The organism is Priestia sp. P5, from assembly GCF_029522155.1.
Lineage (GTDB): Bacteria > Bacillota > Bacilli > Bacillales > Bacillaceae_H > Priestia > Priestia megaterium_E.
Map to the genome: position 1 here is coordinate 897,215 of NZ_JAKWFJ010000001.1, position 21,553 is coordinate 918,767.

A 21,553-nucleotide genomic window follows, 5' to 3' on the forward strand; every position below is an offset into this window, starting at 1 on the left:
AAAAATGAAATATAAAGGTGAATATAGTCTTATAAAAGCTGTAACTAAAAGGGTTCTTTAGATGTGCAATATCGCTAGAAAAACTTTGAATATTTGACGGTAAATAACTAAAAGATATGAAAAAGTATGTACATTTAAAATTTAACAAAGAAATATGTTGTGAATTACTACACAAAAAGTTCGAACTCGGGTAAAATGTAGAACTATAATATAGTAGTCATGTATGTGACTTTGATGAGGTGAAAGTAATGAAAAGAATAGGTGTATTAACAAGCGGCGGAGATTCTCCAGGTATGAATCCTGCGGTTCGTGCTGTTGTGCGTAAAGCAATTCATGAAGGTATGGAAGTTTACGGTATCTATCAAGGATATCAAGGGTTAATAGAAGGAAATATTAAAAAGCTAGAAGTTGGAGATGTTGGTGACATCATTCAACGCGGTGGAACTATGCTTTATTCTGCAAGATGTCCAGAATTCAAAACAGAAGAAGGGCGTTTAAAAGGTATTGAAAACCTTAAGAAGCACGGTATTGAAGGCTTAGTAGTTATTGGTGGAGACGGATCATATATGGGAGCTGTAAAACTAACAGAGCTTGGTTTCCCTTGTATCGGTATCCCAGGAACAATTGATAACGACATTCCAGGAACAGATTTTACATTAGGATTTGATACGGCTCTTCATACGGTTATCGATGCAATTGATAAAATCCGTGACACGGCGACTTCTCATGAACGTACGTTTATTATTGAAGTTATGGGTCGTAATGCGGGAGACATTGCTCTTTGGTCAGGTCTTGCTGGCGGTGCGGAAACAATCCTTATCCCAGAAGCAAAAGATGAGTTCCAAGAAATGGTTGATCGTTTGAGAAAAGGACAAGAGCGCGGTAAAAAGCACAGCATTATCGTAGTAGCTGAAGGTGTAGCAAATGGTAATGAAGTAGCGAAGCAGCTTCATGAAGCTGCAGGTATTGAAACGCGTGTAACAGTATTAGGACACATTCAGCGCGGTGGTTCCCCAACTGCTCAAGATCGCGTGCTAGGAAGCCGTTTCGGCGGTCGTGCAGTCGAGCTTCTGCTAGAAGGTAAAGGCGGCCGTGCAATCGGTATCCGTAAAAATGAAATTGTAGATTATGATATTATGGAAATTTTAGGTGAACCTCACCATATCAATGCTGATATGTACCGTTTATCCAAAGAACTTTCAATCTAATCACAGTGTTGCTGAGGCGAAACTTCTTATATGGAAGGAGTTTCGTCTTTTTTTGATTGCATCCCTGTTCCTTCGCAGTGTTTGCATGTTTTCATGTAACCGATACCAGGAATAACGGCTAGCTTTCCGAGTCCTTTGCAAAAAGTGCAAATTAATTCAAAACCAAACATCGTTCCATCCCCTCTGTACAAGTTTTCTTTCAGTTTATCATAAAAGTAGACAAATAATTTAAAAAATTATAGTAATAATCAAAAAAATGATTACATTTGAACAGCGAGTGATATAGTAAAGAGAGAAGACCATTTTACAAAAGAGGAGAGGAAGCGTGATGTTTAAACGAATTTTACTTGCCTCAGATGGCTCAGAGCATGCAGCTAAAGCAACAGAAAAAGCCGTTCAGCTGGCTCAGCTGACGGAAAACAGTTTTATTCAAGTTATTTATGCAGTAGAGGGTGATTCAAGATTAAAATCACTTAGCCGCGACGAGGAACGGGAAAGTCGGATACATACAACAGATGAAATTTTAAAGCAAGGAAACGTGGAGTATGAGATTACGTTTATGCACGGAGACGCGGCTAAAACAGTGATTCAATTTGCTAATCAAAATTCATTTGACCTTGTAGTAATAGGAAGCAGGGGGTTAAACCCTGTAAAAGGCATGCTGCTTGGAAGCGTTAGTTCTAAGATTGCACAGCAAGTAACGATTCCTGTGCTAATTGTTAAATAGGAGAGAAATGCAATGTTAAAACAGTACAAAGAGTTAAAACAGCTTATTGATGATGCTAAACACATTTGTTTTTTTACGGGAGCAGGAATGAGCACAGAGTCGGGTATACCTGACTTTCGCTCTCAAAATGGCTTATATCGCCAAAACAAAAGCTTTGTGGACGTAGTAGCTGCTGACTTCTATGAACAGTATCCTCATGAATTTTGGCCGCTGTTTAAAGAAATTTTTCATGTTAAAATGCTGCATCAGTATAAAGCAAATACGGGCCATCGCTTTATTGCTGAACTAGAACAAGCCAAAACCGTGCATGTGATTACGCAAAATATTGATGGCTTGCACCAAGATGCAGGAAGCACGAACGTTTTTGAAATTCATGGGTCCATTAAGAGAGCTCATTGTCCGAGCTGTAAAAAAGAGTATGACTTAGCGTATTTAAATCAGTCAGCTCTCCCACAATGTACAGCGTGTGAGCGCCTTTTAAAGCCAAATGTTGTTCTCTTTGGAGATGCCATTCATCAGTTCGATGAAGCAGTTACAGCAGCGCTGTCATCTGATTTATTTATCGTGCTTGGTTCATCGCTTGAAGTAGCACCGATTAATCAGATTCCGCTGCTTGTGAGCCGGTACAATCGTACAAATATGGTGATGATTAATAAAGAACCTACGCATTACGATTACTTGTTTGATTTGGTTATCTATGATTCCATTGGACAAGTGGTCGCAAATTTATAAGCGTCTATGTATGGACATAGCGCTTTTTTAGCATTTAGTGATAAAGTATAGGGATGTATCATATGGTGTAGTACATCATCCATTCGCTAATGGATAGAAGGGATGTTTTCGCATATGAGTGGAGGCTTGAGAGTTTGTCTCTTCATTGTTGGTATTGCACTCAAAGTGACAGCTGTTTTGACTTTGATTTTTGAAATGAATCTTGTCCCTATTCACGGAAGGAGTCTCACTTATTATGCTGAAGCGATAGGTATGAAACTCCCCATTATCTGTTTTGTCCTTGGTTTTTTTTGTGTAGCAGCAAGCTTTTATTTACCTGCTAAAAATCGCCGCACCAGTAAATAGCAAGGGCAGGAGACTAACTAAAACGTTTGACTGCAAAGTTTTTAACATTTAAAATAAAGTCAATAAGTTTAAAAAGAAATAGGATAATTATTCCTTAATCTTTTTAGATATACGGAAATAGAGGTGATTGGATGGGGCAGTGTACCACGTTGGCAAAGTAGCATTATATGCACCAGTGTCAAAGCGTACAATACAGTATTATACAAACCAACATTTGCTTCACGCATATCGCTCTTTATCACATAATCGCTCTTTTAAGACGTTAACAGACTTTAACTTTATAAAGATTGGAAACTACTAAATTTTTTATAAATGAATGGAAGAGAGAATCAGCGCTGAAGCAACATCATGAAATGAAGCGATGTGAGCCATTGCTTCACATCTAGAACAGCTGAATAAAGAATGACCTGCTACATTAACGAGTGAAACGTGAGATAAGGAAGAAAGACTGGCAGTTTTGCTCCATATAAAAATGTTTATACATTTATCATATAATTCCTCCTTATATACACTTTTCCAAGTGATCAGTACAGGGATAGAGTTCTTTATCCAAATTTTTTATTTTTTAGGAGGTGAGTCCTTACTCGTTTTTAAACGAGCTAAGGAACTTGATTGGACATATTTAACTTGATTTTACTAGCGGTACTGATTGCATTAACTGCTTTTTTCGTTGCTACCGAGTTTGCGATTATTCGCGTGAGGAGTTCCAAAGTGGATCAGCTTATAGCAGAAGGGAGCAGCAATGCAAAAGCTGCGAAGCAAGTTATTTCAAATTTAGATGAATACTTATCTGCGTGTCAGCTTGGTATTACGATTACTGCGCTGGGAATTGGTTGGTTAGGAGAGCCTACACTGTCGCATCTCCTCTCACCATTACTTGATCAACTAGGGATAAGCGGAGCTTTAACAAAAGTACTATCTGTTGCGATTTCTTTTGCGGTTGTTACATTTATAAATGTTGTGGTCGGAGAGCTTGCTCCGAAAACATTTGCAATTCAAAAAGCAGAGAAAGTCACTTTATTATTTGTTCGTCCGCTTATACTCTTTTATAAAGTAACCTATCCTTTCATTTGGCTATTAAACAGTTCTTCTCGTTTAATAACAGGGTTATTTGGTCTAAAGCCTGCTTCAGAAAATGAGCTTGCACACAGTGAAGAAGAGCTTCGCATCTTGTTATCAGAAAGCTATAAAAGCGGTGAAATCAATCAATCGGAGTTTAAATATGTAAGTAAAATTTTTGACTTTGATGATCGCGTTGCCAAGGAGATTATGGTGCCGCGTACGGAAGTCGTTTCGATTGACCAAGAAGATACGGTCGAATACATCCTTGAGATGGTCCAAGAAGAGCGGTTTACCCGCTATCCGGTCATTGATGGAGATAAAGACCATATTATTGGAATGGTCAATATGAAAGAGATTTTAACCGAGATTGTCATGAACAACAGCAAGGAAAAAATAGATTTAAAACAGTATATCCGTCCTGTTATTGAAGTAATTGAATCGATTCCTATTCATGATTTATTGCTTAAGATGCAGCGTGAACGCATCCATATGGCTATTTTAATTGATGAATACGGTGGAACAGCAGGGATTGTAACAGTAGAGGATATTTTAGAGGAAATTGTTGGTGAAATTCGTGATGAATTTGATGCGGATGAACTTCCATTAATTCAGAAAGTCAAACCCGATCATTATATTGTAGATGGAAAATTATTGGTAAGTGAGCTTAATGAGCTGCTTGGCACAACAATTGATGATACGGATGTTGATACAATTGGAGGCTGGGTCTTGACGGAGAAATATGACGTCAAGCAAGGAGAAAGCCTTAGCTTTGAACAGTATGACTTTACCGTTACGAAAATGGAAGGCCATCACATTCAATATATTGATGTGATCAAAAAACGTCAGGTGCATCAAAGCACAGATGAAGCGGTTAATGTGTCGGACATGAACCAGTCACAGGCTTTATCTTCATAATAAGAAGGCGCATTGCGAAAGAGCAGTGCGTCTTTTTGTTATAGAAAAGTGTGCGGGGAAGATGACAAAGTCATATGATGGAACTAAGGGATAATATTACCGCTATGAATCTTAAAATCAATTTGCTTTAATAAAGGTATGAAAACTCTATCAAAACTTTTATTAGTAACATTGTTGTCTGTCACTCTAGCTTTTGGTCTTAATAACACTGCGCAAGCAGCAACCGTACATACCGTTCAATCGGGAGATACGATGTGGAAAATAGCAGTAAAATATCAGGTTGGCGTTTCCGAGCTGATTGAAGCGAATTCTGCTATTAAAAATCCTAATTCGATCTATCCGGGACAGAAAATTACTATTCCAACCGATAAAGCAGGAAGTTCATACGAAGAGCAAGTGGTTCAGCTAGTGAATCAAGAACGTGCTAAAGTAGGACTTAAGCCTTTAAAGTCTAATTGGGAAGTAGCTCGCGTTGCTCGCTATAAATCGCAGGATATGATTGATAAAAATTATTTCAGTCATACATCGCCTACATATGGAAGTCCGTTCGACATGATGAAAAACTTTGGCATTACATACAGTACAGCAGGTGAAAATATCGCTGCTGGACAAGCAACTCCAAAAGAAGTGGTTAACGCATGGATGAATAGCGAAGGTCACCGTAAAAACATACTATCGAGTCAATTTACCGAAATCGGAGTAGGTTACGCTAAAGGCGGAAGCTACGGCCATTACTGGACTCAAATGTTCATTTCAAACTAAAAAAGAAAGGAAAAAAAGCTGACTACTAAGTCAGCTTTTTTTTAGCTTCGAGCACTTTCTAGAAATTCTTTTGGATTGCCAGAAAGCTTTCCATCCTGCTCAACGATGAGTGTGCGCGTAGGGAAAGCAAATTCTACGCCTTCTTCTTCAAGAATATCCATAATTTCGAAGTTTATATTTTCTTTTACATCTAAATAATCAGCAAAAACGGTTGTATTTGTAAAGAAATACAGATAGATATTTAAACTAGATTCATAGAAGCCGTCAAAATTTACAAGAATCGTTTCATTGTGAATTTCTTCGTGCTCAGTCAGCATCTTTTTAATTCTTGCCACTACGGTTTCTAACTTTTCTTTTGGTGTATTATAATTCAAGTTTAAATGAAAGGCAATTTGACGTTTCCCCATTTTAGCCCAGTTAATAATAGGTTCATTAGAAAGAGTAGCATTTGGAACCGTTACGACTGCTTGAGCGAACGTTCGAACTTTGGTGCTTCGAAACGTAATATCTTCTACAACGCCTTCAACACTAGGTGTTTTAATCCAATCTCCAATGGTAAAAGGCTTTTCGGTAATAATTACAATTCCGCCGAATAAATTACTAACGGTGTCTTTTGCGGCTAGGGCAAAAGCAAGACCGCCTAAGCCAAGACCCGCTACAAAGCCGTTTACGTTAAAACCCCATTCTTCTGCGATGATGGAGATAGAAAGCATAACAACAACGATGCGGATGAACTTTTCAATAAAAGGAATAATGATTCGATCCACTTGGATATCAAAATTTTTGGCAAACGTTGCAAAAAATAAATTGGTAGAAGCAGCTAAATTATACAAGCCCCATCCTGCAAGGCCAACAGAAGCTGAACGAACTAAATGTCTTTCTGTGTCAGCTGTTAAAACATCAAAGGGAAGATAGGGAAGAGCAAGCTTGAAACCAATAATCACAAAAATCCAGCGCAGCGGCTTTTCAAAAGCTTCTAAAACGCTCGTAATTAAATTGATTTTTTTATTTTTGACAAAACCAATAATAAACTTAAACAAATAAGTCGTGAAAAGCTTGCGAAGAATTAAAAAGATCAAAAAGATCCCAATCGCAATCACGATTTTTTTCCAATCATCTAACGATGACAGAGACTTCAAAAAATCCATACAATCCTCCTAGTTACCAAAACTGTGCTACAGTCCATTTATATCCGTCAATTGAAAGCATTTCTATGTAGAGTGTTCTTTACCCTAAATTCATGCTTTTTAAAAGCTTCTTCCCTATTAAAATAGCACAAAAATACCTGTAAATCTATTTAAGTGATAATTATGAATATATCTCTTTTTAGTAAAAGAGACAGACAATAGTCTGAAAATAAGTTGTATAATAAATAGGTGATATTATAAACGTTAATTTATCTTATTATTTATTTAAAACGTGCGTTGGAGGGAGAAGCTTTGTTAAGTCAATTAAATAGAATGCTAGAAAAATTGATGCCGTTTATTACGCCTGTCAGCTTGCTCATAGGAGTTCTTATCGGTTCGTCATTAAGTCAGTATACCTTCTTAATTCCATGGCTTTTTGCATTAATGACGTTTGCCGGAAGTTTGAATTCAAACTTTCACCAGTTAAATGCCACGATACATCGTCCATTTCCAATCATTATGGCCCTGTTTGTTTTACATATTTTTATGCCAGCGTGGGCTTGGAGCGTTGGCCAAGTGATTTTTCCACATGATGTATTTACAAGCACGGGTCTTTTGCTAGCAGCGATTATTCCAACAGGAGTGACTAGTTTTATATGGGTCTCGATTTACAAAGGAAGCATTCCTCTTGCGCTATCCATTATTTTAATTGATACTCTTTTGGCGCCGCTTATCGTTCCTTATACGCTTTTATTGGTGGTTGGAGACACCGTGCATTTGGAAGCGCTAAAGTTAGTCAAAGATTTATGTTTTATGATTGTCCTTCCATCTTTGTTAGGCATGTGCTTAAATCAATATACAAAAGGAACAATTAAGCAGACGTTAGGACCAAAGCTGGCGCCTGTTTCGAAAATAGGGTTAAGTGTGATGGTTATGGTAAATGGGGGAGTGATTGCACCTTATTTAAAACATATTGATAAAAAACTGCTGTTTATTATCGTGATCGTCTTTTTAATGAGTTCAGCTGGTTATTTCTTCAGCTGGATGATTGGCAAATGGCTAAGGTGGGACCGAGCAAAAGTTGTGACGCTTACGTTTTGCGGAGGCATGAGAAATATTAGCGCCGGAGCCGTGTTAGCCGTATCTTATTTTCCTGCTCCCGTTGCTGTACCGGTTGTGCTGGGGATGTTATTTCAACAGGTATTAGCTGCTTTATCAGGGCGTTTAGTTCAAAACTATTACCAGAAAAAAGACGCTGAATTTGCTTCATTGAAATAAATGGAAAAAGTAAGGGACGAACCATAGTAATCATAAAGTAAGCACTCTGTTTTAATAAGGAGAGATAAGGGGCTTGTACGCTTGCTGTGTTCAAGGTAACGAGATGATTAGAAATAGGTACGGTGTGGCATACTAGAAAGAAAAAGGTCGGATATTCTTGCTTATCAATATAGCGCTGGCGTTTGTTTTACCTTGGGTTTTCGGCACCCTCTATTTACATCCTAAAAATCGTCGTTTACTGCCTTTAGTAGGAACTGCTTTTTGCATTTTAGCAATCGTTATCAATGAATTAGGGAGCTATTATGGCTTTTGGAAACTCCGGACTTCTTTAGAAAATGAAGCATTAGAAGCGCTGCCTTTTAATTTAGGTGTTTATCCTGTATTGGCCAGCTATATGATTTTTTTAATCCAGCGAATCGGAAAGCCTCATTTTTTTATTTTTCTTATTGCGCTGTTTACAACATTTTTAGAAGGAACGTATATGTATATGGAAAGAGTTATATACGGAAACGGATGGAATCTCGGCTGGACATTTTTTTCCTACTGGATTCCGTACAGCGTAATTTATTTATACTATAGGTATTTGGTTAGCCTTAGACTGCTTCACTAGAAGAAAAAAAGAAGTAAATTTGCACAATAAAAAAAGCCGTGAATATTCACGGCTTTTTTTATTAGATCGCTTCTTTCGAGCTAGATTTATCTTTTGAATGATCCCATGCATCAATATTATCAAGTCCAGAAATGCTGTCTTGATAGAAGACAGGGTCTTTTCCAGCTTTCTTTTGGGCAAGATAATCTTTGAGTGCGGCAAAGGCTACTTTCGAGAGCAAGAGAATGGCGATTAAGTTGACTACTACCATAAAGCCCATAAACAGGTCTGCTAAGTCCCATACAAGCTGAATTTGAGAAATAGAACCGAACACGATCATTGCAAGCACAGCAATACGATAAGTCATCAGCCAAGCTTTATTTGTGTTCAAGAACTCAATATTTGTTTCTCCGTAGTAGTAGTTACCAATTAATGTACTAAACGCAAATAGGAAAATCATAATCGCAAGAGCGCCTGCTGCCCAAGAACCAATATGAGTGCTTAAAGCAGCTTGTGTTAATTCAATACCGCTTAAATTTTTATTTGTGTAAGCACCTGAAAGTAAAATGATAAAGGCAGTACTACTACAAATGATAAGAGTATCTGTTAATACACCAAATGCTTGAATTAATCCTTGTTTTACCGGGTGGCTTGTTGTTGCAGCGGCTGCTGCATTTGGAGCACTACCCATACCAGCTTCGTTTGAGAATAATCCGCGTTTAATTCCTTGCATAAGAGCTGCTCCAAGAGAACCGCCGGCAATTTGCTCGAAACCAAATGCATTTTTTACGATTAACGCAATAAGAGAAGGCATCTCTTGAATGTTCATAATAATAATAAAGAGTGCTACGCCAATGTAGGCAACAGCCAGTACTACCACAATATATTCTGACATTTTTGCAATACGCTTAACTCCGCCAAAAATAATGGCAGCGAAAGCCACTGTCATAATAATTCCTAACACTAAACGATTTGTTCCGAACGCATTTTCAAACGCAAGGGTAATCGTGTTCGATTGTACAGCATTAAAAATTAAGCCGAATGATAAAGTGATTAAGACAGCAAACAGTCCGCCCATCCAGCGCTTTTTTAAACCTTTTTCCATATAGTAAGCCGGTCCGCCTCGGAAGCCGCCGTCTTTGTCTTTTACTTTGTATATTTGTGCTAATGTACTTTCGATAAATGCTGAAGCTGAACCGATAACGGCAAGCACCCACATCCAAAATACAGCACCAGGTCCCCCTAAAGCGATCGCAATCGCAATACCTGTAATGTTCCCCGTACCAACGCGGGCTGCCATACTGATGCAAAACGCTTGGAATGGCGAAATTCCGTCTTTAGAAGAACTATCCGCACCTTCTTTTAATACACGAATCATTTCTCTTAATAACCGAATTTGTAAAAACTTTGACCTGAATGTAAAAAACAAACCAAATGCAATCAGCATCGCAATCAGTAAGTAGGACCAAAGAAATTCGTTGATTGAACTAACAAAACCTTGAACTACTTCTTGCATAGTTTCACCTCTTCATAAATTATAGTAGAATAATAATAAAAAACGTGAATTTATAGAATTTTCCCTCTATTTAGATAGATCTCCCTATTTCCCCGCTGTTTTTCTTCATTATCCTTGTCAAATCTTGTTGCTAAATCAGAACCTTATATATATATAAAATAATAATTTTGGTCTTTTGTCAACTAACCTCACATGGAAAAATAGGGTGATATGACAAATAAAGTGGGTATGAAAAGGCGATAACAGCAGGGATGAAAGAAATTTCATTTTGTCTTACTTAATTGTTGCTAGAAAATAAAAGTTTTAGGCCAAGTACGCCAAAAACCGTTCCTTTTACATATTTTAATGTGTGCTGAAAGATACGGCTTTTTTTGACTTTTTTCCCAAGGCCTGAAGCAAATAGCGCAATAAGTGAAAAGATGATGAGCGTTTCGGCGATAAAGATGATACCAAACAAAATCATCTGCAAACTTACATGTCCAAGAGACGAATTAACAAACTGCGGTAAGAACGTAATGAAGAAAATAGCTACTTTTGGATTGGTTAAGTTGCTAACAAATCCTTTTCTAAAGTGATGGTGCTGCTGAACGTTTTCTGTTAGTTCCAACGGACCGCTTTTCTCGCGAAATGATTGGTATGCTAAAAACAGCAGGTACAGAACACCTACAACCTTTAGAATCGTAAAGGCAATAATTGATTTTTGAAAGATAATAGATAGCCCCACTGCGGCTAAAAGAGTATGTACAAATGTTCCCGTAATAGATCCTAATACGGTTTTGATGCCTGCTTTGACGCCTGAAGCAATACTTTGTGTCATTACGAAAATCATGTCTTGTCCTGGTATTAAGACAATGATAAGTGACACGGCTATGTAAGGTATAAGCCAAGAAAATGTCATGATGATTCCCTCCCAACAGAATTTTAACCATTTCGACAAAAAGTTCTCAAGAGTGTGTGCTAATGAATTAATAGATTAATGGAGTAAAGTTAAGAAGGTGTAAAAGCGTAAAAAGAGGTTATTCTCCTTAATAAAAATCAATAAAAGGTGTAGGAAAAAAATAGGTGGTGTTGTATAATAATTCGATATACTTAATTTTTATAGAAAGAGGGTAAAAATTTATGAAGTACTGTTTAGCACAGCCGGAGGACGCTGTTACAGTTCACGATCTTATGCAGCAAGCCTTCTCCGTCTATCGCGATTCTGTCCCACCATCCAGTGCTCTTGATGAAACAATAGAATCTATTATGCAATCGTTAAAGCACGAAAAAGAAGCTGTCATTTTATACGTCGAAAATAAGCCAGTAGCGATGGCGCGTTTTACGCTAGAAGAAACGAGCTTATATTTTTACCGTCTGTCTGTTATTCCTGCTTTTCAAGGAAAAGGACTAGCTAAACGGCTTATTCAATGGTTAGAAACGTACGCCAAAGAGTGTGGTAAGGAAAGTTTATCATGCAAGGTGAGAATGAGCGTTTCTCGTAATATAGCTTTGTATGAATCAATCGGCTTTTACATAGAGGAAAAAGAAATCGTACATAGAGACGGAGTGGATATTCCTGTAGTAAATATGAAAAAAGAGATTCTAAAAGGAGTAATGGCATGAATAAATCAACTCTTCCTTTACCGCCTTCTGTCTTTCTTTTAATCGGTGTATTAGCCGTTTCTTTTTCTTCTATTTTAATTAAATGGTCGGACGCACCTGCTTCTATTTTAGGAATGTATAGACTGCTGTTTACGGTCCTTTTATTTTTACCGTTTTTACCATGGAGGAAAATGAAAATTCTTTTTAAACACAGCACGGTAAAAGAATGGCTAATGCTAGCTGTATCAGGCGTGTTTTTAGGGCTTCACTTTCTGTTTTGGATGGAGTCTTTTTCACATACAACAGTTGCTAGCGCTATGATTTTGACTGCGCTTGAGCCGGTTTTCGTAGTGATAGGAGCTTATTTTTTATTTAAAGAAAAAACAAGCAAAGTGGGAATCATCAGCATTCTAATTGCTGTTAGCGGCTCGGTAATTATCGCATCGGGAGATATCGGAGTATCTAAAACGGCTCTTTACGGAGACTTACTTTCTGTTTTAGGTACAGTGGCCGTTTCTGTTCATATGCTGGCAGGGCAAGATCTGTGCCGGAAAATGCCTCCTGTCATCTATAGCTTCGCCGTTTTTTTAATCGGTGGACTGGTGCTATTTTTCTACAATGTTTGGACACATGTATCGCTCACTCAGTATGACTCAAAAGACTGGTGGATCTTTTTACTTTTAGCACTTATTCCTAATATTTTTGGTCATGCCTTATTTAACTGGCTGTTAAAGTACGTAGATGCTACAACGATTTCAATGGCTATTTTAGGAGAGCCGATTGGTGCCATCATTCTCGCTTATTTCTTGCTTGGAGAAATGACAACTGTTTCTCAGCTAGTGGGAGGAATGATTGTGATGATTAGTGTGATGATCTTCTTAAAGTACAAAGCAGCAGAGCCGGAAAAAGTCATGTCTCTTCAAGAAAAGTCCAATATCAGCTAATCGGATAGGCAAGCAGCACCGAGTATGATACAGTTTATTTATCATTATTTACCATTTGGTAAAGAGGCTTTTATTAAACTACATAAAGCGGGTGTAAATATGCTGAAAAAACTAACGGACCATGTTTATTACTTTCCTCATTCTGAAGAAACGGATCGGCCGGTGCTCGGGCTTATATGCGGGGAGAAGTATAGTTTCATCGTAGATGCCGGGAATTCTCCTGCGCATGCATCATTATTTTTAGAAGAAGTTGAAAAAATGGGCGTCCCTCCAATCAAAGGAGTAGCTATTACGCATTGGCACTGGGATCATACATTTGGCATTCATGCCATGAACAAGTATACAATCAGCCATCATCTAACGAAGAAAAAGCTGGCTTATTTAAAGACACTGCGCTGGGATGATGATGCCTTGGATAAACGTGTTCGGGAAGGTGAAGAAATTGAATTTTGCCGGGACATGATAAAGAAAGAAATGCCGAGTCGAGAGACGCTAATTTTACAGGAGCCGGACGTAACGTTTCATCATCATATGGAAGTTAACCTAGGTGGAATAACTTGTTGCATTCAGCATATTGGAGGAGTACACGCGCAGGACTCGTCCGTTGTCTACATACCCCAAGAAAAAGTCCTGTTTTTAGGTGATTGTCTATGCCCAGATCTTTATAGCGGTGACTGGAGCTATGATAAAGAAGACTTTGAGCGGATTCAAAGAGAACTTAAAAAATATGATGCGTATTATTATCTCTCATCTCATTTTGACCCTGAAACTTCTGAGGAACTTTGGCGAGATTTAAACCAATTGAGTGCGATTGGAGAAATTGTAGGAAATGAAGTCGATTTAGAAAAAGCATGTTTTCAGTTTGAATGTGAAACGTATAAGAAGCCAACAAATGAGCAAAAAGAGAGAATACAGTATTTTGTTAATGGAAACGTCAAACGCAAAAGCAGAGAACTGTTTTGATAGTTTATGCATAATGATAAATAAGCCCGCCTTGTTCATACTATGTTATGAGCAGGCGGGCTTATTCAATTGGTTGTGCAGTGATATAAGCTTTAAGTTATGATAGTAAAATAAATAACTTGACGAAATTAAGTTATAAAAATATAATAAGTTACATAAAGTAAGTTAATTAAAAAATGATATATTCAAAAGGAGAAATAATCATGAACTTTCACCGTGCCCCTCATGTATTTGTTGGGAAAGTAAATTTAAAAGTAGAAAATGTAGAGCGTTCACTTGCTTTTTACCAGCAAATAATCGGGTTTCAACTTTTAGGTAGAACAGAGAATAAAGCCTTGTTAACAGCTGATGGACGCACGGCGCTGTTATCGATTGAACAGCCGGAAAACGTTACAGCAAAACAACCTCGTACAACAGGCTTATATCATTTTGCTCTATTGTTGCCGACTCGTTCTGATTTGGGAAGTATTCTGCAGCATTTGTTAAATAGCGGTTATCCGCTTCAAGGGGCGTCTGATCATCTAGTGAGCGAAGCGCTGTACTTGGCAGATCCAGATGGAAACGGCATAGAGATTTATCGAGATCGTCCGTCAAGTACATGGGAATGGAATGACAGTGAAGTAGTAATGGCTACAAAACCTTTAGATGCAGAAGCGATATTAGCTGAAGGAAACGGTAAACCGTGGACAGGATTACCTTCATCTACCTTAATGGGACATATTCATCTTCACGTTTCTGAATTAGGGCAAACGGAAAACTTTTATCGAAATGGATTAGGTTTTGAGGTTGTGAGCAATTACCATAATCAAGCACTGTTTATTTCAACTGGGCGCTATCATCATCACATCGGACTAAACGTTTGGAATGGAATTGGAGCGCCTAGTCCTCTTGAAAGCAGCGTTGGTTTAGAGTCATTTACACTTGTTTTTCCAGCTGAAGAAGCAAGGGAACAGGTAATAAATAAGCTTCGTGAAATCGGAGCAGCTGTGTCCAAAGAAAACCAAGATTTCATCACAAAAGATCCATCAGGCAATATAATTAGATTAGTCCTTTAAAATAAAAGCTGCCGCAATTGGCAGCTTTTATTTATCGCAATGTTCGTCAAAATAGGAAAGAAATGTACACTTTTTTCTCAAATGGTAAGATGATAATGGCGAAAAGGGTGTTATTTTCAGGGAAATAAACGAAGAGTCTTACGTTTAAAAAAGTTTGTAAATAAGCGGGCGTGGGAATAAAATACATATCAAGCATCATTTCTTATCGTTATTGAATCTTTATATAAAGTCTTTTCATATAAAACCTTGAAGGAAGGGAGCGGAAACCTGTGAGATATAAAGTGAAACATTGGCTTAGATTAACTTCAGACGAGCGCTATCTTGTATTGTTTGCTACTGCTGCTTTGCAAAAAGAAAAGCGATAAAAGAGTTGTTAATAGTAAGGAAAGTAGCTTTATATGCTAACGAAAAGGTAATAAAAGGCCTGAAAATAAATATATTTATTTTCAGGCCTTTTATTGTTTTCAAACCTTTGTTAAGTCAACTGTTGAGAGATAGCTTCAGCCGTTTGTTTGCCGTTTGTTATACACGCTGCAATGCCTACTCCATAGTAAGAACAGCCGGCTAATGTAATAGCGGGGTGCTTGTCATGCAATTTTTGGGTCAAGCTGTGTACAAGTTCACCGTGTTTAAGGTGATAGGTAGGCATCAATTTATCCCAATTGGTTACGTCGCTTTCAATGGGCTGCTCTTTAATTCCTAAGCTGTTTTCAATGTCCTTTTGTGCCACTGCTAGCAGCTCTGCTTTTGACATCGTCCGTAGGCTGTCAAAGTGGTGACTCGTGCTTTTATAAAATAAGCGAACTAACAAATTCCCTCGCTTAGAGGTGTGAGCCCATTTTTTGCTCGTCCACGTGCAGGCATTGGCGATTAAGTTGCTTGATTGAGAAGCAATAAACCCGGTGCCTTCAGCGGGAAGGTATTCGTCTGGAACGTCATAGCCGATGTACACGCTAATCAGAGAAGAATCTTTTAACTGCTCAAAGTCTTCGTTTAATTCGGGATCGTTCAACAGGTGCTGAGCAGCCGTATGCGGTGTAGCTAACACCACGTAATCCGCTGAAAGGGCTTGCCCCGGCGTACTGATTTGGTAACGTTCACCGTTCCGTTTTATGCTGGTGGTTGGCGTATCTTTTAAAATCGTTACATCAGAAAGCTCTTCTTCTAAGCGGTGAATAATCGTTGATAAACCTTGTTTAAACGAAATGAATTTTTTATTTCCTGCCGTTTTAAATTTTTTTTCATTGGCTCCCATTCCCTTGATGATGCTGCCGTACGTGTTTTTATAGTCGAGCAGATACGGGAGAGTCGAAGAAATCGTAAGTTTATCTAAATCGCCAGAGTAGACGCCCGATAAAATAGGTGCAATTTGCTTTTCTACTAGCTCTTCTCCTAAAAAATGTTTTAAAAAGAGTCCAATTGAGCTGTCTTTCGTAAACGTTGTATTTTTAGTAATTAAGTCTTTTAAAGCTGTAATTTTAGCTTTTGAAGAAATCAGCTCGCTTTTAAAAAGAGATTCCACGCTTGTTGGAATACCGAACATGGTATCTTCAGGAATTGGAAGCAGCTCATTAGCAGAGTAAATAAACGATTTGCCCGTTTCGTTATAGACTAAATCGTTTGTTAAGTACAGCTCTTCTAGCAGGGGCATCACGTTTTCTTTTCGAGCTACGATAGAATCTGCCCCTGTTTCCATAATAAATTCCCCAGCTTCACGCGTATTGATTTTCCCTCCTAAATGGGCATGTTTCTCTAGTAATAATAATTTAAGTGGGAGATTACGTTCTCGTTTTAGTTTCTGCAAATAGTACAGAGTGGTTAAGCCCGTAATTCCTCCTCCAATAACAGCGACCGTTTTCAAAATATTCACTCCTACATTTTCAACAATTAGTCTGTAATATACGAAAATCATACCACTATGACTAGGAAAAGTGTAATGAATTGATTGTGAACATAGTGTGTGCAAACACGAAAAGAAATATTGAAACTATACGATTAGATATTTTGAAATTACATAAAATAAAAGCTCATACACGTAGAGAAAATGACTGAGACGCAGCAGTGAAGAAAGGAGGAAGCATCATGCTCGGCGGTTTTATGGAAACGCTGAAAAAAGACTGGCTCGCTTTAGTATTAATAAGTGTTCTTATATGCGGTATTACCTTAAACGTACGAGCTGAAGAGAAGAGCGGACGAAGCGGATACATCGAACCAAAGCTAGTTTTTCCTGTGATCAGTGATGTTCATATTAAGGAAGCAGGAACGCTTGATTTGCGTACTTTTCAACATGCATTAACGCAATTAAATGAACAGGCACCGAAACAAGATGCCTTTGTAGTGGTAGGAGATTTGGCTGATACCGGCGCGTTAAAAGAATACGACCGCTTTTTTTCTATTTATAATCAAAATAAACAGCCGCAGGCCGTATCTCTTTTTACGATTGGTAATCATGAATACCGGGACAGCGTAACTAATCAGCAAGCGCAGCAGCGTTTTTTATCTAAAGCTAAAATGAAAGCTCTTTATTTTCACCAAGTGATAAAAGGATATCATTTTATCATGCTTGGAACAGAAAGCCGTCTGACCGCCGGTGATTATTCAATCAAACAAATTAACTGGCTTGCTGAACAGCTGAAAATAGCAAAGCGAGATGATCCTAAAAGACCGATTTTTGTCTTTATTCATCAGCCTATTAACAATACACTGTACGGGAAAAACAGATGGGGGATAGAAGTGAATGAACAGCTTCTTTACAATACGTTAAAACCTTATCCGCAAGTCATTACATTTTCTGGCCATACCCACCATCCGTTGGACGATCCTCGTACTATTTTTCAGAGAGATTTTACATCTCTTGCAACGTCTTCTGTTCGGTATATATGGCCTGGTGCGGGATATTTACAAGGTGAACTTCCTCCTGGCTACCGAGATGTGAGTCAAGGTCTTCTCGTAGAGGTTTATAATCGAAAAGTAGTCGTTAAAAGGCGGGATTTTCACGCAAATAAGTGGACGGGAGAAGCGTGGGAAATTGACATACCTGCAGATGCAAAAAAGTTTCACTACACGAATGAACGAGATTTAGTAAAACCGATTTTTCTTCCAAGCTCTACTATTTCTGTTATACAAGAAAAAGCTTCAGCAAATCAGCTTTATATTCAGTTTACGCAGGCTGTGGATAATTTGATGGTTCACTCTTATCGCATTACCGTCAAAAATAAAGAAACTGGAGAAGTGGTCAAAACATATAATGCATTTTCTCAATATTACAGCGATCCTGTTCCGGATGTTTTAAGTCTTCCGTTATCAGGTTTGCAGCCTCATACTGCGTATCAAATAGAAGTAGCGGCAGTGGATGCGTTTGATAACCAAAGCGATCAAAAATTAATTATAGAAGGCTCTACTAAATAGCTAAAAGAATCTTGATTTTATTGATTCTTTTAGCTTTTTTTCATCTGTTTTTAATGTTATTTTCATTAGATTTTTAAGTGGAGTTGCTACACTGAAACTGTATTTAAAGTCATAATATGTAATTTTTATGAAAGTATCAAAATTAAAAGGAGTTTGTATGAAAGGATCTTTTGTACGTTTTTTAGTAGTAGGGCTGGTCAATACGGCAGTAGGTCTTTCCATTATGTATGTGCTGCTTCATATTTTTCATCACTACTGGGCAGCAACGTTTATCGGAAACGCAGCAGGAGCAGTCGTCAGCTACGTGTTAAATCGAATATTTACGTTTAAAAGCGGAGTTCATTTATCCAAAAGCATACTGCGTTTTATTTTGGTTATTGGCGTTTGCTACGGCTTGTCTTACTATATTGGACTGCAGTTCTCCAGCTGGTTATTGCACCAACTTCCTGCTGCTGTGCATCCGTTCAAAAAAGACGTCGGTATATTAATTGGAACAGGTCTGTATACGCTTTTAAATTATACGGGTCAAAAATACTTTGTATTTAATGCAAAAAAAGAAGCAGTCGTCGTACACGATTAGCTTTTAGCAATTATGAAATGGAAATAGGTGTTAACAGATGAAGAAAGAAACAGCTATGAATAAAGAAAAAACATTGCTTATTATCGCTTTCCTTTTGCTGCTTGCGTATGTATCCCCTATGTTTTTGCTCGGGGAAAATTCGCATATACGCGTGCATGATAATTTAGACTCAAATATTACGTGGTATAAAGTTCTGCATCGAAGCGGAGAGCTGTTTGGCTCCAGTCATGCCGTATTACCTCAAATTATTAACGGATTGCCGAGGAATACGTTTGGAACAGAATTTAGCGGTATTCAGTGGCTGTATGGTTTGTTTCCCACCATGCTTGCGTACAGCCTCAGCCAAACGATTACGCGTGTATTTGCTTTAATTGGAATGTATTTATTATTAAAAAAGCATTTTATTAAAAGCAAGGATGCTTATGCGATTCGAGTGCTTGTATCACTTGCTTTTGCACTTACTCCTTTTTGGCCTTCGGGGATGCTGAGTACATTAGGACAGCCGCTGGCGCTGTGGGCGTTTTTAACCATTCGAAACCGCGAAGGAACGTGGAAGGAATGGCTTACTCTTTTATTGCTTCCGTTGTATGCGAGCTTTGTGTTAGGATTTTTCTTCTTTTTAACGGCGATGGGAATGCTGTGGCTAAGAGATGCAGTTAAAAAACGAGCGTGGAACATTCCTTTTTTAAGCAGTATTGCAGCGATGACCGCTGTCTTTCTGCTCATTGAATACCGGCTTGTTGATTCGCTTTTATTTCCTGAGGCCCCGACGAGTCGAAATGAATTTTTAAGCTCTACTCTAGGCTTTGCACATTCCATTCGCCTTGCTTTTAAGAACTATACGCTTGGGCATACACATGTAATGACGCTTCATACCTTTGTCATTTTACCGCTTTCTTTTATTGTACTTTGGATTGTTGCTCGGAATCAGAAGGGAAAGCTTGAAAAAACGTTTTTGCAGTTATTTATTCTTAATCTACTACTGTCGATTTGGTATGCGTTTTGGTTTTATAAAGGATGGGAGCCGCTAAAAGAAAAGTTTCAGCTTTTAAATACGTTTAACTTTGCTAGATTTCATTTTTTACGCCCGCTCATTATTTATATGATGTTTGCCGTTGGCAGCTATGTTTTGTGGAAAAGGGGCAAGGCGTGGAAAAAGTTTGTGTGGGTGTGTTTGATTTTACAGCTGCTTGTGTTGTTTATAGCGAATCCTGAACTTTACTATCGCTACAATCATGAGCCGTCAGTCAAAGAATTTTATGCTGTTCATCAATTTGATGAAATCAGCAGGTATATTGGAAAACCTAAATCATCTTATCGCGTAGCAAGCATAGGGCTTCATCCATCTATTGCTCAGTATAACGGCTTTTATACGCTAGATACGTATAATAACTTCTATCCGTTAACATATAAACGTGAGTTTCGCAAAATCATTGCCAAAGAGCTTGATAAAAATAAAAAGTTAGAAAGCTACTATGATCACTGGGGGAACCGCTGCTATGTGTTTGTTAGCGAGCTAGGGAAAAAATATGATTACCGAAAAGACTCAACGAAAAAAATCCGTCATTTGCAGCTTAATATCAGCCAATTTAAGAAAATGGGCGGTCGCTATATCTTTTCAGCCGTTCCAATCGAAAATGCTGAAAGTGATGGTTTGCACTTTTTAAAAGCATTTAACGATAAACAGTCTGCTTGGAAAGTGTATGTATATGAAGCAAAGTAAGGGGGCAATAACATGAACAGACCTATTTTAACGATTGTTGTTCCATGTTACAACGAAGAAGAAGTATTCACAGAGACATCTTTTCAATTAACTACTGTAGTAAAAGAACTGATAAATGAACGTCTTGTATCAAGTGAAAGTACCATTTTATTTGTAGACGATGGAAGCAAAGACAGCACGTGGTCGCTTATTGAAAAAGAAAGCTGCAGTAATTTATTTGTAAAAGGGTTGAAGCTAGCGCGAAATGTAGGACATCAAAATGCTTTGCTCGCAGGACTAGAAGCAGCCCATAAGCAATCTGACTGTGTCATTTCGATTGACGCAGATTTGCAAGATGATATCAGCGTCATTCGTACTTTTGTAGAGAAATATTGGCTCGGGTATGAAGTCGTATATGGTGTTCGAGACAGCAGAGAAACCGATACATTTTTTAAACGAACCACGGCAGTAGGGTTTTACCGTTTTATGAATAAGCTAGGAATTCAGCTCGTTCAAAATCACGCTGATTTTCGTCTCATGAGCAAACGTGCTCTTGGTGAACTTATGAAATATAAAGAAGGAAACGTCTTTTTGCGAGGTCTTGTACCATTAGTAGGATTTCGCTCCACGGAAGTCACATATGACCGCAAAGAACGGACAGCGGGCGAATCAAAATATCCGCTAAAGAAAATGCTCGCTTTTGCATTCGACGGGATTACATCTTTTAGCGTAGCGCCAATACGCTTATTAACGCTGCTTGGAGGAGCTTCTTTTCTCTTTAGTATTGCGTTTGGTATTTATGCGCTGATTCAAAAATATTTAGATCATACGCAAATTGGCTGGACGTCTCTTATTTTATCGATTTGGCTTGTAGGCGGCTTGCAGCTAATGGGAATGGGTCTTGTCGGAGAATATATCGGCAAAATTTTTAACGAAGTGAAACAGCGTCCCAAATATGCGGTTGAAAGAGATTTATATACAAAACACTCATTAGACAAACAAAAAGATTTGCTTATGCATTAATAAGAAGCTTCTCCTAAATGGAGAGGCTTTTTTTGT

General features: G+C 38.1%; 21 protein-coding genes. 16 read left to right on the plus strand and 5 right to left on the minus strand.

Features of this window, described 5'->3' with window-relative positions; genetic code table 11:
- The first annotated feature begins 248 nt into the window (after positions 1 to 248).
- On the plus strand, positions 249 to 1,208 hold the full coding sequence (gene pfkA / locus MMB69_RS04600; RefSeq protein WP_013058678.1) for a 6-phosphofructokinase: 960 nt from the start codon (positions 249 to 251) through the stop codon (positions 1,206 to 1,208).
- Between the two features lie 26 nt (positions 1,209 to 1,234).
- Here pfkA and MMB69_RS04605 read toward each other — a convergent pair whose 3' ends face one another.
- Positions 1,235 to 1,378, minus strand: coding sequence for a hypothetical protein (locus MMB69_RS04605; protein ID WP_013058677.1), 144 nt, complete (start codon positions 1,376 to 1,378; stop codon positions 1,235 to 1,237).
- A gap of 158 nt (positions 1,379 to 1,536) precedes the next feature.
- On the opposite strand from MMB69_RS04605, the gene MMB69_RS04610 reads away from it, so the two are divergent.
- The 5 genes from MMB69_RS04610 to safA all read left to right on the plus strand — a co-directional run bounded on the left by MMB69_RS04610 (position 1,537) and on the right by safA (position 5,751).
- On the plus strand, positions 1,537 to 1,935 hold the full coding sequence (locus tag MMB69_RS04610) for a universal stress protein (RefSeq protein WP_013058676.1): 399 nt from the start codon (positions 1,537 to 1,539) through the stop codon (positions 1,933 to 1,935).
- Between the two features lie 12 nt (positions 1,936 to 1,947).
- Complete coding sequence (locus MMB69_RS04615) at positions 1,948 to 2,667, plus strand: NAD-dependent protein deacylase (protein WP_269870308.1); 720 nt, start codon at positions 1,948 to 1,950, stop codon at positions 2,665 to 2,667.
- Positions 2,668 to 2,781: 114 nt separating this feature from the next.
- On the plus strand, positions 2,782 to 3,012 hold the full coding sequence (locus MMB69_RS04620; protein ID WP_016765278.1) for a YuzI family membrane protein: 231 nt from the start codon (positions 2,782 to 2,784) through the stop codon (positions 3,010 to 3,012).
- Positions 3,013 to 3,624: 612 nt separating this feature from the next.
- Positions 3,625 to 4,989, plus strand: a complete 1,365-nt coding sequence (locus MMB69_RS04625) for a hemolysin family protein (protein WP_221783531.1) — start codon at positions 3,625 to 3,627, stop codon at positions 4,987 to 4,989.
- A gap of 138 nt (positions 4,990 to 5,127) precedes the next feature.
- Positions 5,128 to 5,751, plus strand: a complete 624-nt coding sequence (safA, locus tag MMB69_RS04630) for a SafA/ExsA family spore coat assembly protein (protein WP_078082276.1) — start codon at positions 5,128 to 5,130, stop codon at positions 5,749 to 5,751.
- Positions 5,752 to 5,792: 41 nt separating this feature from the next.
- On the opposite strand, the gene MMB69_RS04635 is transcribed toward safA, so the two are convergent.
- Entirely contained in the window at positions 5,793 to 6,899 is a 1,107-nt protein-coding gene (locus MMB69_RS04635; RefSeq protein WP_025750169.1) for a mechanosensitive ion channel family protein, read from the minus strand.
- A gap of 291 nt (positions 6,900 to 7,190) precedes the next feature.
- Between MMB69_RS04635 and MMB69_RS04640 the strand changes: the two genes are divergently transcribed.
- Together MMB69_RS04640 and MMB69_RS04645 are read left to right on the plus strand one after the other, a co-directional pair.
- A complete protein-coding gene (locus tag MMB69_RS04640) occupies positions 7,191 to 8,156 on the plus strand; it encodes a bile acid:sodium symporter family protein (RefSeq protein WP_048019912.1) in 966 nt (321 codons plus the stop codon).
- Positions 8,157 to 8,313: 157 nt separating this feature from the next.
- Positions 8,314 to 8,766: a CBO0543 family protein gene (locus MMB69_RS04645; RefSeq protein WP_221783533.1), complete on the plus strand. Its 453-nt coding sequence runs from the start codon at positions 8,314 to 8,316 to the stop codon at positions 8,764 to 8,766.
- Between the two features lie 61 nt (positions 8,767 to 8,827).
- Here the strand turns inward: MMB69_RS04645 and MMB69_RS04650 are convergent, their stop codons facing one another.
- Both MMB69_RS04650 and MMB69_RS04655 read right to left on the minus strand, forming a co-directional pair.
- Positions 8,828 to 10,261 (minus strand): alanine/glycine:cation symporter family protein, encoded by a 1,434-nt coding sequence (locus tag MMB69_RS04650; RefSeq protein ID WP_221783535.1) that lies wholly within the window; start codon positions 10,259 to 10,261, stop codon positions 8,828 to 8,830.
- 277 nt (positions 10,262 to 10,538) lie between these two features.
- A complete protein-coding gene (locus MMB69_RS04655; RefSeq protein WP_013058667.1) occupies positions 10,539 to 11,159 on the minus strand; it encodes a LysE family translocator in 621 nt (206 codons plus the stop codon).
- Between the two features lie 221 nt (positions 11,160 to 11,380).
- On the opposite strand from MMB69_RS04655, the gene MMB69_RS04660 reads away from it, so the two are divergent.
- The 4 genes from MMB69_RS04660 to MMB69_RS04675 all read left to right on the plus strand — a co-directional run bounded on the left by MMB69_RS04660 (position 11,381) and on the right by MMB69_RS04675 (position 14,804).
- The gene (locus MMB69_RS04660) at positions 11,381 to 11,863 is read left to right on the plus strand and encodes a GNAT family N-acetyltransferase (protein WP_269870305.1); all 483 of its coding nucleotides are present in this window, start codon (positions 11,381 to 11,383) and stop codon (positions 11,861 to 11,863) included.
- Positions 11,860 to 12,786 (plus strand): DMT family transporter, encoded by a 927-nt coding sequence (locus MMB69_RS04665; protein WP_277447260.1) that lies wholly within the window; start codon positions 11,860 to 11,862, stop codon positions 12,784 to 12,786. Before MMB69_RS04660 ends, MMB69_RS04665 begins: the two co-directional genes overlap by 4 nt.
- Before the next feature lie 24 nt (positions 12,787 to 12,810).
- Complete coding sequence (locus MMB69_RS04670; RefSeq protein WP_269870304.1) at positions 12,811 to 13,749, plus strand: MBL fold metallo-hydrolase; 939 nt, start codon at positions 12,811 to 12,813, stop codon at positions 13,747 to 13,749.
- Positions 13,750 to 13,952: 203 nt separating this feature from the next.
- Positions 13,953 to 14,804, plus strand: a complete 852-nt coding sequence (locus MMB69_RS04675) for a VOC family protein (RefSeq protein WP_269870303.1) — start codon at positions 13,953 to 13,955, stop codon at positions 14,802 to 14,804.
- A 475-nt stretch (positions 14,805 to 15,279) separates the two neighbouring features.
- Here the strand turns inward: MMB69_RS04675 and MMB69_RS04680 are convergent, their stop codons facing one another.
- On the minus strand, positions 15,280 to 16,665 hold the full coding sequence (locus MMB69_RS04680; protein ID WP_277447261.1) for a protoporphyrinogen oxidase: 1,386 nt from the start codon (positions 16,663 to 16,665) through the stop codon (positions 15,280 to 15,282).
- A 221-nt stretch (positions 16,666 to 16,886) separates the two neighbouring features.
- On the opposite strand from MMB69_RS04680, the gene MMB69_RS04685 reads away from it, so the two are divergent.
- The 4 genes from MMB69_RS04685 to MMB69_RS04700 all read left to right on the plus strand — a co-directional run bounded on the left by MMB69_RS04685 (position 16,887) and on the right by MMB69_RS04700 (position 21,517).
- Positions 16,887 to 18,212 carry a metallophosphoesterase gene (locus tag MMB69_RS04685; protein ID WP_277447262.1) on the plus strand — a complete coding sequence of 442 codons (1,326 nt, stop codon included), beginning with the start codon at positions 16,887 to 16,889 and terminating at the stop codon, positions 18,210 to 18,212.
- Between the two features lie 157 nt (positions 18,213 to 18,369).
- Positions 18,370 to 18,792 carry a GtrA family protein gene (locus MMB69_RS04690; RefSeq protein ID WP_230933439.1) on the plus strand — a complete coding sequence of 141 codons (423 nt, stop codon included), beginning with the start codon at positions 18,370 to 18,372 and terminating at the stop codon, positions 18,790 to 18,792.
- A 37-nt stretch (positions 18,793 to 18,829) separates the two neighbouring features.
- Entirely contained in the window at positions 18,830 to 20,515 is a 1,686-nt protein-coding gene (locus MMB69_RS04695) for a DUF6044 family protein (protein ID WP_277447263.1), read from the plus strand.
- Between the two features lie 12 nt (positions 20,516 to 20,527).
- Positions 20,528 to 21,517, plus strand: coding sequence for a glycosyltransferase family 2 protein (locus MMB69_RS04700; protein ID WP_264408503.1), 990 nt, complete (start codon positions 20,528 to 20,530; stop codon positions 21,515 to 21,517).
- The last annotated feature ends 36 nt before the right edge of the window (positions 21,518 to 21,553 follow it).